We start from the raw sequence: 20,487 nt of genomic DNA, 5'->3' as shown, positions 1-20,487 counted from the left end.
CCGTTGGTGGTGAGGCTACAGGGCGTGCCGTACCAGCTTGTTGCGCAGGGCCTGGGCGTCCTGGGGGGCCAGTTCCAGCCAGAAGTGCTGGGTTCCGGCGATCTCGGCAGCGGCCGGCAGGCCATCGCGGTACACCAGGCGGTTGCCGCTCAAGGCCGGGACCTTGGGGCCCGGCAGCAAGGTCCCGGCCAGGTTCAGCGGGTCCACGCCGCACACCGCTACCAGGCTGCCATCGTGGGGGCGGTGGCGTACTTGGCGCAGCACTGGAATGGCCTCTGGCAGGGCGAACTGTTCGCCGGCCAGGCCACTGACGAAACGCCCGCCGCGGATTTCTCCCCGGGCCTCCAGGCGATGCAGGGTGCGCAGCAGTTCGCGCCAGGTGGGCAGCCAATCGGCCTCGCGCTCCAGCAGGCGCCAGAACACCACGCCGTAGCGCCGCAACAGGGTCATGGCCACATGCTCGAGGGTGATCGCCGGGTCCTGGCTCGATGAGCGGCGTAGCAGCGCCCAGCGCCCGGCATCGTCCATGCCGCCGATCAAGGCTCCACGGCCACGCCGGCCGCTGCGGCTCTGGCGTTTGCTCGCGGGCGTGATCAAGGCCCGCAGGCCGGCGAAGCTGTCGGCGTTGACCAGGCCTGCGCCCACCAGCTCCTGCAGCACGTTTTCCAGTTCACTGCGCAACAAGTGGCTTTCATGCAGCAGTTCATCGAAGAACAGCGCGCCCTGCTGGCCGAGCACGTCGTGAACCTTTTGTGCCTTGGCCGACAGCGTGGCGCCGGTGGGGTTGGCCAGGCTGTTCCAGAGAGGCGCCTGGGCCCGGGGCAGGAGCACGATCGGCGTGCTGCGCAAGGCCGTACTGGCAGGCTTGCCACTGGCGTTGATCCGGCTCCAGGCCACTTTGCCGTTGCGACACAGTTCATCCAGCCAACGGCTGCTGTAGTCCTTCAGGCGCATGGGCAGCAGGTCGCTGTCCCAGGCCGAGGCAGCGGCCGGATAGCCTTCGAGCTGGCCGACCACTTCGGCCAGCATGGCGCTGCCCTGGCCCTGGGTGTGCGGGGACAGGCGTTGCCAGTCGAACAGGAACCGCATGAAGTCTTGCAGGGCCACGGGCTCGATCTCCCGGCGCAGGCGCTTCACCGTATAGCGGTGGATCCTCGCCAGCAGGTGCCGCTCGCACCATTGTTCCTGGCGACTGCCGGGGTTGAAGCGACCGCGCAGCACATAGCCTTCAGTCTCGAGCTGGACCAGGGCCTGGCTGATTTCCCCGGCTGTCAGGCCCAGGGGCGTGGCGATCTGCTCCAGGGTCAGTGGGGCGAAGCCACTGAGCCGCGCGCGGACCACCTCCACCAGCGCGTCTTGCGCGTCCCAGGCCTGGTCGAAACCCGCTAGCGGTTGCAGTGACGGTTGCACAGGGAGCCCTGGATAGACCGCTTGCAGGCAGTTGATGCGCTCCAGGGCCAGCCATAGCCTGTGCTCGGGGTCCGGTTGCAGGGCGCAGGCGCGGCCCTGGCTGGCCAGGCTTTCCAGCCACTGGCTCCAACCGGGGTTGGCCTGGACCTCGGTGGCGCTGATGCAACCCAGGCTCATCAGGGCTTCGTGCATTTCATCGGCACTGCCTGGTGTCGGCCAGGCCTCGGCGGCCACGGCCTTGATCGCGTCGGCATCCAGGGCGCCGAGGTCGTCGCTGGCTTGTGGATCGCTCCAGCGCCGCGCCAGCACAGCCTGGGTCCGGCGTTCTTCCAGAGGGGCGTCGTCGAGAAAGGTATAGGGCTTGGCGTTGAGAATCTCGGCTGCCAGCGGCGAAGGAGCAGGCAGTTCGCGGCTGAGCAGACGGACCTGGCCCTGTTCCATGCGACGCAGGAGTCCGAGCCAGCCTTCACAGTCCATGGCCTGGTGCAGGCAGTCGTCCAGGGTTTGCTCCACCAGCGGATGGTCGGGAATCTGTCGTTCGCCGGCGAGGTTTTCCAGGCAGGCGATCTGGTCGGGAAACACGCTGGCGATCAGGTCTTCGCTTTTCATCCGCTGGATCTGCGGCGCCACCTTGCGTCCGCCGCTGAAGCGCGGCAGGGCCAGGGCTACACCGGCATTCCAGCGCCAGCGCACGCCGAACAGCGGGGCATCCAGGAGTGCCTGGACCAGGATGTGCTCGGCGCTATTGCTGTGCAAATAGCGCCAGACCTCGTCCAGGGCGAAGCTGTGGCTGGTGGACAGCGACAGGACAATCGCGTCTTCGCTGGCGGCCGCTTGCAGTTCGAAATTGAAGGTGCGGCAGAAGCGCTTGCGCAGGGCCAGGCCCCAGGCGCGGTTGATCCGGCTGCCGAAGGGGCTGTGGATCACCAGCTGGGTACCGCCGGACTCATCGAAGAACCGCTCCATGATCAAGGTGTCCTGGGAGGGCAGGGCGCCCAGGGCCTGGCGCGCCTGGGCCAGGTAATCCACCAGTTGCTCGGCGCTGGCAGGGTCCAGCCCAGGTTCGCCGCGTAGCCAGTCGATGGCTCCCTGCAACTGGCCTGGGGTCGCGTCGAGCAGGGCGTCCAGCTTGGCCAGCAGGCGCGCCACGGCACTGGACAGTTCGGCGCTGCGCCCTGGTGCCTCGCCCAGCCAGAATGGGATGTTCGGTGGCAGCCCATGGGCGTCCTCGACCCGCACCTTGCCGGATTCCACCCGCAGGATGCGATAGGAGGTATTGCCCAGCTGGAACACATCGCCGGCACTGCTTTCTACCGCGAAGTCCTCGTTGACGCTGCCGATGTTCAGGCCCTGGGGTTCGAGCAAGACGCTGTAGTCGGCATTGTCGGGGATGGTCCCGCCGCTGGTGACGGCGGTCAGCCTGGCGCCTCGACGGCCCCGCAGGGTCCGGGCCCGGGCATCGCGATGCAAGTAGGCGCTGCGCAGGCCCTGGCGGGCATTGAAGCCTTCGGCGAGCATCCGCAGCAGCGCCTGGTAGTGCTGCGCGTCCAGGTCGGCGTAGGGCGTGGCTCGGCGCAGCATGTCCAGCAGGGCGGCTTCCGGCCATTCCTGGCAACTGACCTCGGCGACGATTTGCTGGGCCAGTACGTCCAGCGGCGCCCGGGGGATCGACAGGCTGTCCAGTTCTCCCCGGCGCACGCAATCGAGCAGGGCGGTGCATTCGACCAGGTCGTCCCGGGTCAGGGCGAACAGGCGGCCCTTGGGCGTGCCGCCTACCTGGTGCCCGGAGCGCCCGACCCGTTGCAGGAACGCCGAAATCGAGCCTGGCGAACCGATCTGGCACACCAGGTCGACATCGCCGATGTCGATGCCCAGTTCCAGGGAGGCCGTGGCGACCAACACTTGCAGGTCTCCAGACTTGAGCCGTTGCTCGGCTTCCAGGCGCTGTTCCTTGGCCAGGCTACCGTGGTGCGCGGCTACTGCCTGCTTGCCCAGGCGCTCGCTCAGGTGTCGGGCCAGGCGTTCGGCCAGGCGCCGGGTGTTGACGAATATCAAGGTGGTGCGATGTGCCCGGGCCAGGCTGCACAGGCGCTCGTAGACCAGCTCCCAGATATCGTTGGCCATTACCGCCGATAGCGGCACCGGTGGTACTTCGATCGCCAGGTCCCGGGGACGGGCATGGCCGATATCGACGATTTCGCAGGGTCGCCCCTGGCCGGCGAGAAAGCGCGAGACCGCCTCGATGGGTTTTTGCGTGGCAGACAGGCCAATGCGCAACAAGGGTTCGCTACAGAGCGCCTGCAAGCGCTCCAGACTCAGGGCCAGATGGCTGCCGCGCTTGCTGTCGGCCAGCGCGTGGATCTCATCGACGATCACGGTGCGGGTAGTGGCCAGCATCTGTCGTCCGGAGTCCGAGCCCAGCAGGACATAGAGGGATTCGGGGGTCGTGACGAGGATCTGCGGAGCCTTCTTGCGCATCGCGCTGCGCTCTTTCTGCGGGGTGTCGCCGGTGCGTACGGCAGTGCGAATGGCCAGTTGTGGCAGGTCCATCAGGCGCAGTTGTTCGGTGATCCCGGCCAGGGGCGCTTGCAGGTTGACCTGGATATCGTTGCTCAGGGCCTTGAGCGGCGAGACGTAGACCACCAGGGTGGCATCCGGCAGTTGGCCGCCCGCGTCCAGGCCTTGGCGCACCAGCTCGTCGATGACCGCGAGAAAGGCGGTCAGGGTCTTGCCCGAGCCGGTCGGTGCGGCGATCAGGGTCGAGCGCCGTTGTGCGATCAGCGGCCAGGCCTGGGCCTGGGCCGTGGTCACAGCGGCGAAAGTATGCTGGAACCAGGCGCGCACGGCCGGGTGAAAACCGTCCAGTGCCAGGTTCGCGGATTCGGCAAGGTTCATGGCAGAAGTTATGCGGCCGTCCGGGGTAACTTGCAAGCAGCGGCTATCGCCGTTGGGAGGCATCGACACATTCTCAGTGACGGTTGCGCCACAAACCCGCAAAATGCAACGATTCTGGCAATTCTTGACGGCCGATCCCCTAAGATCGGCCAATCCAAACCATCGTTCTGAACAGACTGGGCCTGCTGACTCTATGCGAATGCGCCTTATGTTACTGGGCGGCGGAAATGCCCTTGGGCAGGCGCTGATTCGCCTGGGTGCGGAGGAAGACATCAACTTCCTCGCGCCTCGTCCCCCGCAAGACGGTTGGGACGCCGCGAGTCTCACGCAACTGCTCGATGACACCCGCCCGGATGCCTTGATCAACCTGGCTTACTACTTCGACTGGTTTCAGGCGGAGGCCGTGAGCGAGGAGCGCCTGGGCGGCCAGGAACGGGCGGTCGAACGCCTGGCCGAGCTTTGCCAGCATCACAACATCATCCTTGTGCAGCCTTCCAGCTACCGGGTATTCGATGGTTCCCGGGCCACGGCCTATAGCGAGAAGGACGAGCCCGTACCCCTGGGGTTGCACGGCCAGGCCTTGTGGCGCATCGAGCAAAGCGTGCGCGCCACCTGCCCGCAGCATGTACTGCTGCGTTTCGGCTGGCTGCTGGATGACAGTGCCGAGGGTATCCTCGGGCGTTTCCTGGCCCTGGCCGAGTCGCCGCAGGCGTTGCCCATGGCCGATGACCGCCGGGGCAATCCGACGCCGGTGGACGACGCTGCGAGGGTGATCATTTCGGTGCTCAAGCAACTCGACTGCGCTGCGCCTCTGTGGGGCACCTACCACTACGCGGGCCAGGAAGCGACCACGCCCCTGGCCTTGGGCCAGGCGGTACTCAGCGAGGCACGGCAATTGCGTCCGCTGGCTGTGGAGGCGCCCACCGCGCAGGCCCACGCCGCGTTCGCCGATGCTGCCGAAGAGCCGCAGCATGCGGTGCTGGCCTGCAAGAAGATTCTTCACACTTTCGGAATCAAGCCGCGGGCCTGGCGTGCCGCGCTCCCGAGTTTACTGGATAGGTTCTATCGTCATGGCTGATGGCCTTGTATTGATCACCGGCGGTGCCGGCTTCATTGGTTCGCACCTGACCGACGCCCTGTTGGCCAAGGGCTATCGGGTGCGGGTGCTGGACGACTTGTCCACTGGCAAACCAAGCAACTTGCCGCTGGATAACCCGCGGGTTGAATTGATCGAGGGCGATGTCGCCGATGCGACCCTGGTGAACCGGGCCATGCAGGGCTGCAGTGCGGTGGCCCACCTGGCTGCCGTGGCTTCGGTACAGGCTTCGGTGGACGATCCGGTACAGACCCACCAGAGCAACTTCATCGGCACCCTGAATGTGTGCGAGGCCATGCGCCAGCATGGTGTGAAACGGGTGTTGTTCGCTTCCAGCGCGGCGGTCTATGGCAACAATGGCGAAGGCCAGTCCATCGATGAAGACACGCCCAAGGCGCCGTTGACGCCTTATGCCTCGGACAAGCTGGCCAGTGAGCACTACTTCGACTTCTACCGGCGCCAACACGGCCTGGAGCCTGCGGTCTTCCGTTTCTTCAATATCTTTGGCCCGCGCCAGGACCCATCATCGCCGTATTCCGGGGTGATCAGCATCTTCAGCGAACGGGCCGAGCAGGGCCTGCCGATCACCGTGTTCGGCGATGGCGAGCAGACCCGGGACTTTGTCTATGTGGGTGACCTGGTGGATGTACTGGTGCAGGCCATCGAGGCTCCGCGGCTGGAAGTGGGGGCCGTCAACGTCGGCTTGAACCAGGCGCTGAGCCTCAAGCAGATGCTCGCGGCCCTGGCCGAGGTCGTGGGTGAGCTGCCCCCGATCAGCTACGGTCCGGCCCGCTCCGGCGATATTCGGCATTCGCGAGCCAACAACCAACGGTTGCTACAGCGCTTTACCTTTGCCGAGCCCACTCCGATGAAGGTCGGCCTGGCCCGCTTGCTCGGGCGCTGAGGCTTTTCTCGGTCATGAAAAAGGCGCCTGCAAAGGCGCCTTTTTTGTGTCTGGCGGGCTTAGAACTTGTAGCCCAGGCCCACCATGTAGACCCAAGGGTCGACATCGACGTTGACTTTGGCGCGAGTGCCGGCGGCCAGGGCATTGTTATCCACATAGGCCCGGGTATCGATATCGATGTAGCGCACCTGGGCGTTGAGCATGATGTTGTCGGTCAGCATGTAGTCGGCACCGACCTGCCAGGCCAGGCCCCAGGAGTTCTTGGCGCGGAAGTTGTCGAAGCCTGCGGATTGGGCACGGCTGCCGACGTGTTCGTCATAGATCCAGGTGTAGTTGATACCGGCACCGACATAAGGCTGGAACGCCGACTTGTGGTCCAGTGGGTAGTACACCACGCTCAAGGTAGGTGGCAGGTGCTTGAGGGTACCGAGCTTGCCGTTGGCCGGGGCCAGGGAAGTGTCCTTGATTTTCACGTCATGTTCGAACGGAGTCGCGGCCAGCAGTTCGATACCGATGTTGTTGGTCACCATGTAGGCGAAGTTGAGACCCAGCTGGGTGTCGCTGCTCATGGTCGCCTTGCCGCCCAGGTTGGCACCGGCCAGGGGACCGCTGTCGACCTTGACGTCGGAACTGTTGGCTTTTGGATTGACGGTGATCGCACCGGCACGAACGATGATGTCACCAGCATCGTGGGCGTTGGCAATCGGGGCGGCGAGTGCGAGCGCAATCAGGGAAGCGCTAAGCAGTGACTTGTGCATGGGAGCTCCAAAGGACGATTCAAATTGGCTATGTCCAATGGTAAGGACCGTCAAGTTGATCGCCTTGACTCAGCTCAATGAAATTGCGAACCCCCAGCCAGCGCCTGAACTATTCTTTTGCCCCGCACTCTTTTGCCGTTCGCCCTTGACGCCGTTGTAGTCACTCCGGAAGTTCGTAGACGTAGATTTTCTGTGCCGCCATCTGGTAACCGGCATCCGCCAGTTCACTGGTGGAGGGTTTGACCTGCATGGCGCCTTCGATCCAGTAAGGCTGGTACAGCTCATCGAGCTTGACCCCCAGTTCGCTGGTGACGTGGACGATCTGGTTCGACGGGGGCGGTGGTACATGGATGCAGGCACCGAAGTACGGCACCAGCAGGAAGTCCGTGGTGCGGCCTTCTTCGTTCACCTCCAGGGGCACGATGTAGCCGGGCAGGCGCACTGACTGGCCATCGAGGCTCTTGACCACCGGGGCGTCGGGCAACTCCTGCTTGGCGGCGGGCGCTGACTCGGCAGACAGCGCATCGCTCATCTGGGACAGGTCATGCAGGGGCTTCATGTTCGGTACTTCCGGCGGGGCGTCGGCCGGGATCATTTCCACCCAGGTCAGGTCCCGCGGGGCGCCTGCCCATAGCAGTGGGCTGACCAGCAAGGACAGGGCAAGCAGCAGGCCCGACAGGCGTTGGTTCTTCATCAATCGGTGCTCACAAACGAATCGACAGGCCATCGGCCAGGGATTGCCGGTAGGCGCGCCATGCCGGCACGCAACCCATCAGCAGCGCGGCGACCAGGATAGCGCCCAGTAGCGTCCACTCATACTGGGTCGGCCACGAGAGCGGCAGGTACAGGCCGTAGTTCGACTGCACGTAGCCCTGGGCAAGGGCGATGCCCAGGTAGAGCAAGCCCAGCCCGGCCAGCACGCCTGCCAGCGCCAGGGCAAAGGCTTCCAGTACCAGCAGGGTCGCGATATGCCAGGGGCGGGCGCCCACCGAGCGCAGGATGGCCATTTCCCGACGGCGTTCGTTGAGGCTGGTGAGGATCGCCGTGAGCATGCCGATCAGGCCCGTGAGAACCACGAACAGCGAGACCACGAACAAGGCCTTCTCGGCGGTCCCCATCAGGCTCCAGAGTTCCTGCAGGGCCACGCCGGGGAGAATCGCCAGCATGGGTTCGCCACGAAACTCATTGATCTCGCGTTGCAGGGCGAAGGTCGAGATCTTGCTGTTCAGGCCAAGCATGAACGCGGTGATGGCCTGGGGCGTGAGGTCCATGTTACGAGCCTGGTCGGCACTGATGCGTCCTTCGCCGCGAGCGGGCACGCCGTTGTGCCAGTCGATGTGGATGGCCTCCATGCCGCCCAGGCTGATGTGCAGGGTACGGTCCACGGGTGTGCCGGTGCGCTTGAGGATGCCCACGACGGTAAAGGGCTTGTCATCGTGCTTGACCAGGCTGATGGCCGCTACGCCATGGGCCAGTACCAGCTGTTCCCCCAGCTTGTAGTGCAGCGCCTCGGCGACTTCGGCTCCCAGCACCACCTCGAATGGATCGCTGGCGAAGGCCCGGCCCACTGCCAGTTGCAGGTTCTGCTGGTGGCCGTATTGGTAGTGCTGGAAGTAGGCTTCGGTGGTCCCCATGACCCGATAGCCGCGATGGGAATCGCCCAGGGAAATCGGGATTGCCCATTTCACCTTCGGGTTGCTGGCGAAGTGCTCGAAGCTGTCCCAGCGGATGTTGTTGGTGGCGTTGCCGATACGAAACACCGAGTACAGCAGCAGGTTCACCGAGCCCGAGCGGGCGCCGACGATCAGGTCGGTACCGCTGATGGTACTGGCGAAGCTGGCCCGGGCTTCGGTGCGCACCCGTTCTACCGCCAGCAACAAGCAGACTGAAAGGGCGATGGCGAAGGCCGTGAGGAATGCGGTGAAACGGCGGTTAGCCAGGCTGGCCATGGCTAGGCGGAACAGATACATCTCAGACCTCGGCAGGCTTGGCGGCGCGATTGAGTTCGGCCAGCGACAGGTTGCGATCGAACAGGGGAGCCAGGCTCTGGTCGTGGCTGACGAACAGCAGGCTGGCGCCGGCCTCGCGGCATTCGGTGAACAGCAACTGGATGAAGGCCTCGCGGGCGTCATGGTCCAGTGCCGAGGTGGGTTCGTCGGCGATCACCAGTTCTGGCTGGCCGATCAATGCCCGGGCCGCCGCGACCCGTTGCTGCTGGCCGATGGACAACGAATCGGCGCGGCGGCCGAGCAGGCCAGGATCGCTCAGGCCCAGGTGGGCCAGCAGGGTGGCTGCGGCCTGGTCGACACTGCCGTGGCGCTGCACGGCGCGGCTGGCCCGCAGCTTGGAGAAGTGGCAGGGCAACTCGACGTTCTCGCGCACCGAAAGGAAGGGCAGCAGATTGAATTGTTGGAAGATGTAGCCGGTGTGATCGACACGAAAGCGGTCGCGGGCGCCGGCGGACAGTTCGGTCAACTCCTGGCCCAGCAGGCGAATGCTGCCCCGGCTGGGTTTCTGCACGCCACCGAGCAGGCCCAGCAAGGTGGTCTTGCCGCTCCCGCTGGGGCCCTTGAGAAACAGCGTTTCGCCGACCTCCAGGGCAAAGGCCGGGATATCCAGCAGTGGTGGATGCCCGGGCCAGTTGAAGCCCAGGTCGGACAGTTCGATGAGTGCTTGGGTCATGTTCAGCCGATCAGCAAGTGGATATCGCCGGGAGTGGCGCTCAGAACTTCAGCGTAGCGGCCTTGGCGGTAGCTTCGACCCCCTGCTGGCCGCTTGGCGAAATCAGTTGTACCTGGATTTTCTGGGTAGCGGGGAAGGTCTTGAAGACCTGTGCCAGGTCGAGGTCCTTCAGGGCTCCCGGCTGGGTGCAGGTGAACTGGTAATGGGCGTGGATCTCACTGTGTTCATGGTGATGAGCGTGGCCGTCGTTGGTTTCTTCGTGCTCGTCATCATCATGATCGGCGGCGGGCTGGTCGCTGAACAACGGGCTTTCCAGCTCCTGCTTGGCCACACTGCAACTGGCTGCGGAGGGCAGGTTGAACAGGGCCAGCGGTTGTTCCAGTTGCTTGCGAGCGGCGGCCACCTTGGCCTTGTCGGCGTCGGTGCTCGGGGCGTGTTCGAAACCCACCAGGTTCATCGCCGGGCTTTCCAGTTCCAGCTCCAGGGCTTGGCCGTCGAGCACTGCGTTCAAGCGAGCCACGCCATGTTCGTGGGTTCCGAGGCTGCCGTGTTCATGCTCGTGTTCATGGGCTTGCGCGGCCTGGGCAGCGACCAGTGGCAACAGGGCGAACGGCAAGGCGAGTAGCAGGCGGCGCATGGCGAGTCTCCGAGGCGAAGATGAAATAAATGTTATGTAATCTTATAACGATATTGCCGGCAGAGTTTGACTGCCCGCTTGGCGTTGCGCAAGACGCGTGGGAGCATGCTCGTCAGAAAATTTTGGGAGCACAGCGATGGTGCGGATTCACGGAAGCATCGGCGACTGGCCGGTGGATTTGACCCTGGAGCTGGACGAGGACGACTGGGCGCGACTGGCCGGGCAGTTGGGAGGGCAATTGCAGGCCGGCGGTGCGGCCCAACCGGTGGCCACTGGCATGGCCAGCAAGCCTGCGAGCCAGGATGACACCCTGTGGCAGACCGCCAAGGACCTGCTGTGCCAGGCCGGCCAGATGAGCGGGCCGGAGTTGTTGGAGCAACTGGAGGGGCTGACTGGCAGCGCGGCGGCAGGCAAGCGTTTGCTGGTACGCCTGCGCCACTGTGCCCAGGTGAAGGTGATCAGCGGCGCGGATACCCCGATCTACCATTGGGTACCCTAAGGGTATGGATTACCGGGCCGGCCAGGCCTTTCAGCTGGCCGGTCGGCCCCGGCAGGATCAATACAGCGCGGCGAACAGCTTGCGCCGGTAGGTGGTCACCAGCGGGTGATCGTTGCCCAGCAGGTCGAAGACTTGCAGCAAGGTCTTGTGGGCAATGCCTTCGCTGTAGCTGCGGTTACGCATGAACAGCTTGAGCAGGGCTTCCAGGGCGGCCTCGTACTGTTGGCGGGCCAGTTGCTGGATGGCCAGTTGGTAGGCCGCTTCGTCGTCTTGAGGGTCCTTGGCCAGGCGTGCCTTGAGGTCGGCGGCATCCGGCAGGCTTGCGGCCTGCTTGAGGAAGGTGATCTGCGCCTTGGCCCCGGCCAGGGCGGCCTTGTGCTCATCGCTCTTGACCGCATCGAGCACGGTCTGGGCTTCGCCCAGCTCCCCGCGCTCGGCCAGGCAGCGGGCGTAGAGGATCAGGGCCTTGGCATTGCTGTTGTCTTCGCTCAACAGTGCCTTGAGCAGGGCTTCGGCGTCGCCGATACGGCCCTCGCTGAACAGGATCTCGGCCTGTTCCAGCGGATCGGCCGCCGCCGGTGGGGGCATCTGCACATGAGGCTCGAGCATGGCCCGGACCGCCGATTCGGGCTGGGCACCGGCAAAACCATCCACTGGCTGGCCATCCTTGAACAGCACCACGGTGGGCAGGCTGCGGATGCCGAAGCGGGCGACGATGTCCTGCTCGATGTCGCAGTTGACCTTCGCCAGCAGCAGTTCGCCCTGATAGCTCTCGGCGATTTGCTGCAGCATCGGCATCAGCGCTTTGCAGGGCGCACACCACTCGGCCCAGAAGTCCACCAGGACCGGCTTGTGGAAGGAGTTCTCGATCACCGACTGGTCGAAATCAGCGGTATGGGCATCGAAGATGTACGGCGTGTCCTGACTCATTGGGTCTCTCGAATAAGCGGTTATGGCGCCACTATAAAGCGTGCTCGGGGGTGATCGCCATCGCTGGCGCGACCGTTGCCCGGGCCAATGGCCGTTGTGCGTGGTACAGGCTCACATTGCGAAATTCCCAGGGCTCGGCCAGGTCCGGCAGGGTCAGGGCATTGAGCATTTCCAGGCGTTGGTACAGCGGATGCTGGAAGTCCCTGACCCGGGAGTCCGCCACCAGGGCCTCACGGCCACGACTGAGGAATTCATCCAGCAGGGGCAGGTTGGCGCGGTCGTAGAGCACGTCGGCCACCAGGATCAGGTCGAAGCGATCGGCTTCGTTGAAAAAGTCGGTGCTGTAGCCCAGTTCCACCTCATTGAGCTCGGCATTGGCCCGGCAGGCGGCAATGGCCAGGGGGTCGAGATCGCAAGCCACCACTTCCAGCGCGCCAGCCTTGGCCGCGGCGATTGCCGCTACGCCGGAGCCGCTACCGAAGTCCAGCACCCGCTTGCCTTGCACCCAATGCGGGTGGGCCGTCAGGTAGCGGGCCAGGGCCAGGCCGCTGGCCCAGCAGAAGCTCCAGTAGGGCGGTTCGTGAAGGATGCGCCGGGTCTCCTCGGGGGTGAAGGCGCGGTCCATGTTCTGGGCATCGATCAGCCAGAGCCGGAGCTCGGTCTCGGGCAATTCGCAAGCTACCAATCGTGCGTCACCCAGCAGCTCGCCGAGGGCGTCTTGCAGGTCGAGCGGTACGTTCATGGGGCTTTGACGAGCTGCAATTGCCCCAGGGCCTGGGTGGTGGGTTGGTCGATGCGGCGTGCCGGCAGGTGCAGGATCAACTGCCCGGATTGGCTGGCACGGCCACGCAGCTCGACCCTGGCGCCGGCCGGAAAGGCCTCGGGAGCGAAGCGCAGGCGAAATGGCAGGGGCTGGCTGGTGCCGGTGAGGTTGCTACTGGCCAGCAGGCGTTGCGGACGCCCGCGCTCATCGATCACCAGCAGGGCCAGCTCGACATCGGCGCCGGCTGGTACGCCGTCAAGGCTGCCGCTCAACTCGCGCTGATAGGCCGGCAAGGGGCCGAGATCGACAGGTTCCTGGTTCTTTTTCACCGACTGTTGCTGCGAGGAAGTGGGCGCCGCGGGTTTCGGGGCATCGCTGCTGCAAGCGACCAGCAGGCTGACAAGACTGAGCAGAACAAGCGGTCTGAGCGGCATTTGAAGCTCCAACAAGGCAGGTTTCCATGTGCGAAACATAATAGTCGGTCTGTATACCGTAAAGGCTATGGCTTGTCTTGCCAGTGGGATGCGCTACCATGGCCCTCCCTGTGCGACACGCGTAGCGTGTCTCCAGCACCAAGCTGTATGGTCAGCTTGATGGGATTTCCGCAAGGAAATCGAATACCTAGGTAACCATCCCCAGGAAACAAAACCAGCCCGGAAGTCCATTGCCTTCAAGGACTTATCGCTGCGGCGACAGGCAAGCCCAAAGGTCGTTTAGCCCTCGGTAGCACGACCGCAGAACCGGTACCCCGGTTTTGGAGAGCCTCTTAAATCCAACCCTTGTGGGAGCTCAGACCCCCGCAGGGGTCTCCTCCTGCTCGTTTGAAACAGGAGGTTACAATTCAGAAGCGAGCGACCTATTCGGTCGTCCCCGTTTCCATTTCCCCGGAGACATGAGCGAAAGCTCTGTCTGTCATTGTCCAACCATTGCTTTCACAGGATGGTAGCGGACTCGTTGTACGACCAACGGTAGCCTAGGGCGACGTGCATCACTGGCAACAGTGTTGTTCGGAGCTCGCCCGACAACGTAGCCCCCGTAAAGGGTACGGTTCTTCCGTGAGGGAGCCTGTAGAGACTCGGAGCAGTACCGGGTTGAGGCGCAAGGCTGACTGGTAGGGACAACTAACGTGAACCGTTGATAAACGCCGTGAGCATGAAGGAGCCAAAGCTGCTGTCAGGCTCTAACCAAAAGGTATGTGGTCGGTTATCCCTGTAGGGAGTGGAGATACGTCGTCATCAAGACCACCGGCGAAAAGGCGGGTCCTAACCCAGTCGTGTGACAGATAGGGAACGTGGTAAGCCCGTATCGCTGCCCTTTGGGCAGGTGAACCGCAAGGAACACTGTTGGCGGTGCGGGTATGGGATCGCAGAGAAAGCGAACGCCAGGCTGTAATGGTCTGGATAGGGGTTGGAACATCACCCCACGGGAAACCGGGCAGACTTCTGCGTGGTCTTCTGTCGCAATGACTCTGACTGAGACCGTCTCATCAACTTCAGGGTTTGGCTTCATCGGCCCTTGATAATCCTACCCTGACGGGGTGCATGCACCCCGATAGGGGTACGTGCGCCTTCCGTTCGGGTGGTTTCACTTTGAGAGGAAAGCAGCATGAAAGAGCTCAGCCAGCATGGTGAGCCTGCGCTTTCCGGCATTCCGCAGCAGTGGCACGACGTCGATTGGTGTCGGGTTCAGCGGAACGTCCGGGGAATGCAGGTGCGAATTGCGAAGGCTTGTCGGGAGGGCAAATGGCGCAGGGTTAAATCCCTGCAACGGATGCTCACCCGCTCGAAGTCGGCCAGATACTTGGCCGTACGGAGAGTCACGGAAAATCAGGGGCGCCGCACGGCGGGAGTCGATAAGCAACTCTGGGATACACCTAACGCGAAATGGAATGCGGTTGGTTTGTTGAAAACGCGGGGATACAAGGCTCGGCCACTACGGCGAGTCTACATCCCGAAGTCGGATGGACGGGAACGCCCGCTGGGCATACCGACCATGACGGATAGAGCCATGCAAGCGCTGTACATGCTGGCTCTGTCTCCCGTTGCTGAAACCCTAGGCGATCCAAATAGCTACGGCTTCAGGATCGAACGTTCCACGGCGGATGCGATGGCGCAGTTGTTCGTATGCCTATCCCAGAAAGTCTCCGCTCAATGGGTACTGGACGCGGACATCGAAGGGTTCTTCGACAACATCAACCATGAATGGCTGCTAAGGAATGCCCCTACGGATGTACGGATGCTTCGGCAGTGGTTGAAGGCCGGTGTTATCCACAAGGGGCAGTTACACGCAACGGATGCGGGTACGCCACAAGGGGGGATCATTTCCCCCGTGTTGGCAAATCTGGCACTAGATGGTCTGGAAACACTCCTCAAGCAACACCTAGGAGTGACAAGGGCGAAAAAGCTGAAGGTGAATGTGGTGCGATACGCAGACGACTTCGTGATCACGGGAGCCTCCCCGGAGGTACTGGAAAACGAAGTGAAACCTTGGGTAGAGCAGTTCCTCGTAGCACGGGGACTACGGCTGTCACCCAAGAAAACGCGAATCGCCCATATCGACGAAGGCTTCGACTTCCTTGGATGGAATTTCCGGAAATACGACGGAACGTTACTGATCAAGCCGAGTAAAAAGAACGTCAAGGCGTTCTATAGCAAGGTCAGGGAAGCAATCGACACCCATAAGACGAGTAAGCAGGAAGATTTGATCCGACTGCTGAACCCGATGCTAAGGGGTTGGGCGCTTTACCATCAGCCAGTAGTGGCCAAGCAAGTGTATAGCTGGATGGACCACAGAGTTTTTGTGAAACTCTGGCGTTGGGCGAAAAGGCGGCATCCCAACAAATCTCTTGAGTGGGTCCGGAAGAAGTATTTCCGAACCATTGCAGGGAAAAGCTGGATGTTCGCCACCATGGTTCTGGAGGAGAACGGCAAGAGGCGGGAGGTCGGGCTGTATTCCCTTGCGGATACTCCGATCGAGCGGCACAAGAAGGTGAGTGGGGATTACAACCCCTACGACCCTGCCATGGAGGCGATGGGCGAAAAGCTGCGGATGGACCGGATGCTGAATAAGCTGAAGTATCGGAAGCAAATCGGCAGTTTATACGCCAACCAAAAAGGCCTGTGCCTGTTGTGCAAGCAACCCATCACCAGAGAGACGGGATGGCACGACCATCACGTGACCTTCCGCACTCAGGGCGGTAGTGACTCGCTGGGTAATCGGGTACTCTTGCACCCCAACTGCCACCATCAGCTCCACACCCGTGGTCTGCACGTGGATAAACCGGCTCCATCTAGGGGCTTAATGACGGCTTGAGCCGTATGCGCCGAAAGGCGCACGTACGGTTCTTAGGGGGGGATTGGCCAGCAATGGCCGGTCCCCACCCGACTTTTTTGTTGCCTGCCACCATGCACTGTCCCTTCTGCGGTGCCAACGACACCAAGGTCATCGACTCGCGTCTGGTCGCCGAGGGCGAACAGGTTCGTCGCCGGCGTGAATGCCTGGCCTGTGGTGAACGTTTCACTACTTTCGAAACTGCCGAACTGGTGATGCCGCGTCTGATCAAGACCGATGGCAGCCGCCAGCCCTTCGACGAAGACAAACTACGCGCGGGCATGCAGCGCGCCCTGGAAAAACGCCCGGTGAGCGTCGAGCGCCTGGAAGCGGCGCTGGCCCATATCAAGCACAAGCTGCGTGCCACTGGCGAGCGCGAGGTGAAGTCCCTGGTCGTGGGTGAACTGGTGATGGGCGAGCTGCAAAAGCTCGACGAAGTCGCCTACATCCGCTTCGCCTCGGTATACCGGCGTTTCCAGGACCTCGACGAATTCCGCGAAGAGATCGATCGCCTTGCCCGTGAGCCGGCCAAGCAATGAGCCAGCCAGCGGAACAAGCGATCCTCGACGCCCACTACATGGCCCGCGCGCTGGAACTGGCGCGCAAGGGCTTGTACACCACCCATCCCAATCCTCGTGTCGGTTGCATCATCGTGCGCGACGGCGAAGTGGTGGGCGAAGGCTGGCATGTGCGGGCCGGTGAACCTCACGCTGAGGTGCATGCCTTGCGCGCCGCCGGGGAAAAGGCCCGTGGCGCCACCGCCTACGTGACCCTCGAACCCTGCAGCCACCACGGTCGTACCCCGCCTTGTGCCGATGCCCTGGTCGGTGCCGGGGTTGCACGGGTGGTCGCGGCGATGCAAGACCCCAACCCGCAAGTCGCCGGTCGTGGCATGCGACGCCTGGCCGAGGCCGGCATTGCCGTCCAGAGCGGTGTGCTGGAGAGTGAGGCGCGAGCGATCAACAAGGGCTTCCTCAAGCGCATGGAGCATGGATTGCCTTATGTGCGAGTCAAGCTGGCCATGAGCCTGGATGGTCGTACTGCCATGGACAGCGGCGAAAGCCAGTGGATCACCGGAGCCGCGGCACGCTCGGCGGTGCAACGCCTGCGCGCCGAGTCCAGCGTGGTCTTGACCGGTGCCGACACGGTGCTGGCAGACGATGCCCGGTTGACTGTACGCGCTGGCGAACTGGGCCTGGACCCCGAGCAGACGGCCTTGGCCATGAGCCGGCCGCCGCTGCGAGTCCTGGTCGATGGTCGCCTGCGAGTGCCGCTGGGGGCTCCGTTCTTCAAGGCCGGGCCCGCCCTGGTAGCCACCTGTGCGGCTGTCGAGGAGCAACATGCCAATGGTCCCGAGTGCCTGAATGTACCTGGCGCCGATGGCCAGGTGGACTTGCGCCGCCTGCTCCAGGAGCTGGCCGCTCGCGGCGTCAACGAGGTGCTGGTGGAAGCCGGCCCGCGCCTGGCTGGAGCGTTCGCCCGGCAAGGGCTGGTGGATGAGTACCAGATCTTCGTCGCTGGCAAGTTCCTGGGGTCCACGGCCCAGCCTTTGCTGGACTGGCCCCTGGCGCGGATGAGCGAGGCGCCATTGCTCAAGATCATCGAAATGCGCGCAGTGGGCGATGACTGGCGAGTCACTGCCATCCCGGCCCCGCCAGCGAGCGTATAATTCCCGACTTTCGCCTATCCGGCGGCCCGTTCTCGAGGAGGACTCCATGTTCACCGGCATCATCGAATCCATCGGCAGCATTCGCGCATTGAGCCCAAAAGGCGGAGATGTGCGGGTTTATGTAGAAACCGGCAAGCTCGACCTGGCCGACGTCAAGCTGGGCGACAGCATCGCGGTGAACGGCGTCTGCCTGACCGCCGTCGAATTGCCCGGCGATGGTTTCTGGGCCGATGTCAGCCGCGAGACCCTGGATTGCACCGCCTTCAACCAGTTGAAGGCCGGCAGCCGGGTCAACCTGGAGAAGGCCCTGACCCCGACCACTCGCCTGGGCGGTCATCTGGTCAGCGGTCACGTCGATGGTGTCGGCGAGGTCGTGGGCCGGGAAGAGAATGCCCGGGCCATCCAGTTCCGCATCCGGGCTCCCAAGGAGCTGGCCAAGTACATCGCCCATAAAGGCTCGATCACCGTCGACGGCACCAGCCTGACGGTCAACGCGGTGAATGGCGCCGAGTTCGAATTGACCATCGTGCCCCACACGCTGGCGGAAACCATCATGGCCGACTACCGGCCGGGCCGTCAGGTCAACCTCGAGGTCGACCTGCTGGCGCGCTACCTGGAGCGCTTGCTGCTGGGTGACAAGGCCGCCGAGGCCTCGGGCAGCACCATTACCGAAAGCTTTCTGGCCGCTAACGGCTATCTCAAATCCTGAACCTCAAATTTTGAAAGAAGGGGGGTGCCGAGTGGCGCTCAACAGCATCGAAGAACTGGTCGAAGACATCCGCCAAGGCAAGATGGTCATCCTCATGGATGACGAAGACCGCGAGAACGAAGGCGACCTGATCATGGCCGCCGAGTGCTGCACGGCTGCGCACATCAACTTCATGGCCAAGCACGCCCGTGGCCTGATCTGCATGCCCATGAGCCGCGAGCGTTGCGAAATGCTCAAGCTGCCACTGATGTCGCCCCGCAACGGTAGTGGCTTCGGTACCAAGTTCACCGTGTCCATCGAGGCCACCGAAGGCGTGACCACCGGCATCTCCGCTGCCGACCGGGCGCGTACCGTGCAGGCCGCCGCGGCCAAGGACGCCAAGGCCGAGGACATCGTCAGCCCAGGCCATATCTTCCCGCTGATGGCCCAGCCCGGCGGTACCCTGGCCCGTGCCGGTCACACCGAGGCGGCCTGCGACCTGGCGCGCATGGCGGGCTTCGAGCCCAGTGGCGTGATCTGCGAGGTCATGAACGACGATGGCACCATGTCCCGGCGCACCGAACTCGAGGCGTTTGCCACCGAGCACGGTATCAAGATCGGCACCATCGCCGACCTGATCCACTACCGGATGATCCACGAACGTACCGTTCAGCGGATTGCCGAGCAGCCCCTGGACAGCGAACTGGGCCAGTTCAACCTGGTGACCTATCGTGATTCCGTGGAAGGCGACGTGCACATGGCGCTGACCCTGGGCGAGATCTGTGCCGAGGAGCCGACCCTGGTGCGGGTCCACAACATGGACCCGCTGCGCGACCTGCTGATGGTCAAGCAACCGGGGCGCTGGAGCCTGCGCGCGGCCATGGCTACCGTGGCCGAGGCCGGCAGTGGCGTGGTGCTGTTGCTGGGTCATCCGCTGGATGGCGACGTATTGCTGGCGCACATCCGGGAAACCGCCGAGCACGCGCCTGCGAAGAAGCCGACCACCTACAGCATCGTGGGCGCCGGCTCACAGATCCTGCGTGACCTGGGCGTGCGCAAGATGCGCCTGATGAGCGCACCGATGAAGTTTAATGCGATATCCGGTTTCGACCTGGAAGTTGTAGAATACGTGCCCTCCGAATAAAAGCCGGCCGCTGCCAGCTTGAAATTCGCGGTTCAAATATCACTCAGGAGCGTGTACTAGACACGCTCCGGCTCTTTAAGAGATTTGTCGAATGACCCTGAAGACCATCGAAGGTACCTTCATCGCCCCTAAAGGCCGCTATGCCCTGGTGGTCGGCCGCTTCAACAGCTTCGTCGTCGAAAGCCTGGTCAGCGGCGCGGTTGACGCCCTGGTTCGCCATGGCGTGAGCGAAAGCGACATCACCATCATCCGCGCTCCCGGCGCCTTCGAGATTCCCCTGGTGACCCAGAAGGTCGCGCAGAAGGGTGAATACGCGGCGATCATCGCCCTGGGCGCGGTCATTCGTGGCGGTACCCCGCACTTCGAATACGTTGCTGGCGAATGCACCAAGGGTCTGGCCCAGGTGTCCATGGAGTTTGGCGTGCCGGTAGCCTTTGGCGTGCTGACCGTCGACTCGATCGAACAAGCCATCGAGCGTTCCGGCACCAAGGCCGGCAACAAAGGGGCTGAAGCTGCCTTGTCCGCCCTGGAAATGGTCAGCCTGCTGGCGCAGTTGGAGGCCAAGTGATTAGCGACGATAGCGATCGTTTCAACCCGCGCGATCCCAAGCCTGCCAGTGCCGGCAAGCCATCCAAGAGCGCCAAGCGTCGCGAAGCCCGTCAGCTCGCGACCCAGGCGCTGTACCAATGGCACATGGCCAAGCATTCGCTGAACGAGATCGAAGCGCAGTTTCGGGTCGACAACGATTTCACCGACATCGACGGCGCCTACTTCCGTGAAATCCTGCACGGGGTCCCGGCCAACAAGAACGAGATCGACAATGCGCTCGTACCTTGCCTGGACCTGGCCATCGATGAGCTGGACCCGGTAGAACTGGCCGTCCTGCGCCTGTCCACCTGGGAACTGCTCAAGCGTGTCGACGTGCCATACCGCGTGGTGATCAACGAGGGTATCGAACTGGCCAAGGTCTTCGGTTCCACCGATGGCCACAAGTTCGTCAATGGCGTACTCGACAAGCTGGCCCCACGCCTGCGTGCAGCAGAAGTGAAGGCGTTCAAGCGCTGATCCGCGCTTGTAGCTGC

The 20,487-nt window shown here is 63.3% G+C and carries 19 protein-coding genes; 10 read left to right on the top strand and 9 right to left on the bottom strand.

From position 1 onward, the window contains the following. Window positions 1-15: 15 nt before the first annotated feature. Window positions 16-4,305 (bottom strand): DEAD/DEAH box helicase, encoded by a 4,290-nt coding sequence (locus tag ATY02_RS32985; protein WP_068579093.1) that lies wholly within the window; start codon window positions 4,303-4,305, stop codon window positions 16-18. A 193-nt stretch (window positions 4,306-4,498) separates the two neighbouring features. On the opposite strand from ATY02_RS32985, the gene ATY02_RS32980 reads away from it, so the two are divergent. Together ATY02_RS32980 and ATY02_RS32975 are read left to right on the top strand one after the other, a co-directional pair. Next, the gene (locus tag ATY02_RS32980; RefSeq protein WP_068579091.1) at window positions 4,499-5,383 is read left to right on the top strand and encodes a sugar nucleotide-binding protein; all 885 of its coding nucleotides are present in this window, start codon (window positions 4,499-4,501) and stop codon (window positions 5,381-5,383) included. After that, a complete protein-coding gene (locus ATY02_RS32975; protein WP_068579089.1) occupies window positions 5,376-6,305 on the top strand; it encodes an NAD-dependent epimerase/dehydratase family protein in 930 nt (309 codons plus the stop codon). Before ATY02_RS32980 ends, ATY02_RS32975 begins: the two co-directional genes overlap by 8 nt. Window positions 6,306-6,364: 59 nt before the next feature. Here ATY02_RS32975 and ATY02_RS32970 read toward each other — a convergent pair whose 3' ends face one another. The 5 genes from ATY02_RS32970 to ATY02_RS32950 all read right to left on the bottom strand — a co-directional run bounded on the left by ATY02_RS32970 (window position 6,365) and on the right by ATY02_RS32950 (window position 10,382). Further along, window positions 6,365-7,063: an OmpW/AlkL family protein gene (locus ATY02_RS32970; RefSeq protein ID WP_068579088.1), complete on the bottom strand. Its 699-nt coding sequence runs from the start codon at window positions 7,061-7,063 to the stop codon at window positions 6,365-6,367. Between the two features lie 160 nt (window positions 7,064-7,223). Continuing rightward, window positions 7,224-7,757: a DUF3299 domain-containing protein gene (locus ATY02_RS32965; protein WP_068579086.1), complete on the bottom strand. Its 534-nt coding sequence runs from the start codon at window positions 7,755-7,757 to the stop codon at window positions 7,224-7,226. Between the two features lie 10 nt (window positions 7,758-7,767). Beyond that, window positions 7,768-9,033: an ABC transporter permease gene (locus ATY02_RS32960; protein WP_068579083.1), complete on the bottom strand. Its 1,266-nt coding sequence runs from the start codon at window positions 9,031-9,033 to the stop codon at window positions 7,768-7,770. A gap of 1 nt (window position 9,034) precedes the next feature. Further along, window positions 9,035-9,745 (bottom strand): ABC transporter ATP-binding protein, encoded by a 711-nt coding sequence (locus ATY02_RS32955; protein ID WP_068579081.1) that lies wholly within the window; start codon window positions 9,743-9,745, stop codon window positions 9,035-9,037. Between the two features lie 40 nt (window positions 9,746-9,785). Beyond that, complete coding sequence (locus ATY02_RS32950; RefSeq protein ID WP_068579079.1) at window positions 9,786-10,382, bottom strand: DUF2796 domain-containing protein; 597 nt, start codon at window positions 10,380-10,382, stop codon at window positions 9,786-9,788. Between the two features lie 136 nt (window positions 10,383-10,518). Here ATY02_RS32950 and ATY02_RS32945 point away from each other — a divergent pair, with 136 nt between their 5' ends. After that, on the top strand, window positions 10,519-10,881 hold the full coding sequence (locus ATY02_RS32945) for a hypothetical protein (RefSeq protein ID WP_068579078.1): 363 nt from the start codon (window positions 10,519-10,521) through the stop codon (window positions 10,879-10,881). Window positions 10,882-10,938: 57 nt separating this feature from the next. On the opposite strand, the gene trxA is transcribed toward ATY02_RS32945, so the two are convergent. The 3 genes from trxA to ATY02_RS32930 are packed head-to-tail and all read right to left on the bottom strand — an operon-like array spanning window position 10,939 to window position 13,008. Further along, on the bottom strand, window positions 10,939-11,811 hold the full coding sequence (trxA, locus tag ATY02_RS32940; RefSeq protein WP_068579076.1) for a thioredoxin: 873 nt from the start codon (window positions 11,809-11,811) through the stop codon (window positions 10,939-10,941). Window positions 11,812-11,842: 31 nt separating this feature from the next. Further along, a complete protein-coding gene (locus tag ATY02_RS32935; protein WP_068579074.1) occupies window positions 11,843-12,553 on the bottom strand; it encodes a class I SAM-dependent methyltransferase in 711 nt (236 codons plus the stop codon). After that, entirely contained in the window at window positions 12,550-13,008 is a 459-nt protein-coding gene (locus ATY02_RS32930; RefSeq protein WP_068579073.1) for a YbaY family lipoprotein, read from the bottom strand. Before ATY02_RS32930 ends, ATY02_RS32935 begins: the two co-directional genes overlap by 4 nt. 1,171 nt (window positions 13,009-14,179) lie before the next feature. On the opposite strand from ATY02_RS32930, the gene ltrA reads away from it, so the two are divergent. From ltrA to nusB, 7 genes are all read left to right on the top strand, one after another. Continuing rightward, the gene (gene ltrA / locus ATY02_RS32925) at window positions 14,180-15,886 is read left to right on the top strand and encodes a group II intron reverse transcriptase/maturase (protein ID WP_046482543.1); all 1,707 of its coding nucleotides are present in this window, start codon (window positions 14,180-14,182) and stop codon (window positions 15,884-15,886) included. A gap of 92 nt (window positions 15,887-15,978) precedes the next feature. Continuing rightward, window positions 15,979-16,443 carry a transcriptional regulator NrdR gene (nrdR, locus tag ATY02_RS32920; protein ID WP_031320603.1) on the top strand — a complete coding sequence of 155 codons (465 nt, stop codon included), beginning with the start codon at window positions 15,979-15,981 and terminating at the stop codon, window positions 16,441-16,443. Continuing rightward, window positions 16,440-17,573 carry a bifunctional diaminohydroxyphosphoribosylaminopyrimidine deaminase/5-amino-6-(5-phosphoribosylamino)uracil reductase RibD gene (gene ribD, locus ATY02_RS32915; protein ID WP_068579072.1) on the top strand — a complete coding sequence of 378 codons (1,134 nt, stop codon included), beginning with the start codon at window positions 16,440-16,442 and terminating at the stop codon, window positions 17,571-17,573. Before nrdR ends, ribD begins: the two co-directional genes overlap by 4 nt. 46 nt (window positions 17,574-17,619) lie before the next feature. Continuing rightward, on the top strand, window positions 17,620-18,282 hold the full coding sequence (locus tag ATY02_RS32910) for a riboflavin synthase (RefSeq protein WP_068579070.1): 663 nt from the start codon (window positions 17,620-17,622) through the stop codon (window positions 18,280-18,282). 31 nt (window positions 18,283-18,313) lie between these two features. Then, on the top strand, window positions 18,314-19,405 hold the full coding sequence (gene ribBA, locus ATY02_RS32905) for a bifunctional 3,4-dihydroxy-2-butanone-4-phosphate synthase/GTP cyclohydrolase II (protein ID WP_068579068.1): 1,092 nt from the start codon (window positions 18,314-18,316) through the stop codon (window positions 19,403-19,405). A 91-nt stretch (window positions 19,406-19,496) separates the two neighbouring features. After that, window positions 19,497-19,973 carry a 6,7-dimethyl-8-ribityllumazine synthase gene (ribE, locus tag ATY02_RS32900; protein WP_022641271.1) on the top strand — a complete coding sequence of 159 codons (477 nt, stop codon included), beginning with the start codon at window positions 19,497-19,499 and terminating at the stop codon, window positions 19,971-19,973. Then, window positions 19,970-20,470 carry a transcription antitermination factor NusB gene (nusB, locus tag ATY02_RS32895; RefSeq protein WP_068579066.1) on the top strand — a complete coding sequence of 167 codons (501 nt, stop codon included), beginning with the start codon at window positions 19,970-19,972 and terminating at the stop codon, window positions 20,468-20,470. The genes ribE and nusB overlap by 4 nt, the downstream gene beginning before the upstream one ends. Window positions 20,471-20,487 lie beyond the last annotated feature (17 nt).

This window comes from Pseudomonas sp. BIOMIG1BAC (genome assembly GCF_001705995.2).
In the GTDB taxonomy this organism is placed as follows: domain Bacteria; phylum Pseudomonadota; class Gammaproteobacteria; order Pseudomonadales; family Pseudomonadaceae; genus Aquipseudomonas; species Aquipseudomonas sessilinigenes.
The sequence above is the reverse complement of the archived record's forward strand: the minus strand, read 5'-3'. Positions and strand labels throughout refer to the sequence as shown.